Raw genomic sequence first — 351 nt, 5'->3', positions numbered from 1 at the left:
TAAATCAACTTTAAAAATGAACTATTCAATGCCTTTAGCCTGGTCTGATACGTGTCCAAGTAAAGTTTCTTGCAGGTTTCGTCCAGATAGCTCCTTTCGGTCAAATCTCCAACTTCCGATTTTGGGTTCCGGAATTCATTCAAAATCTTTGCAAGCCTGGATTTAATCAGGCCGATTTTCGAACCAAATTCCCAAAAATCATCATAGGCTAAAAAGCCATTGGCTTCGAAACTTGGAGTGTAGTAGTCATTTTTGAACAAGCCATCTTTCAGCGCTAACTCAGGATCCTTGACATGAACCCGCGTATTGATCAAATCATACGCTGGGCTTAGTATATAATCACCCTGAGAA

At 40.2% G+C, this 351-nt stretch carries 1 pseudogene; it reads right to left on the bottom strand.

Features of this window, described 5'->3' with window-relative positions:
- A pseudogene (locus ACNKXV_RS13600) lies at positions 1 to 351 on the bottom strand (hypothetical protein); the annotation flags it as partial.

It is taken from the genome of Christiangramia aquimixticola, from assembly GCF_048285835.1.
GTDB classification, from domain to species: domain Bacteria; phylum Bacteroidota; class Bacteroidia; order Flavobacteriales; family Flavobacteriaceae; genus Christiangramia; species Christiangramia aquimixticola.
Note: the sequence above shows the minus strand (reverse complement) of the source record. Positions and strands in the feature narration are given on the sequence as shown.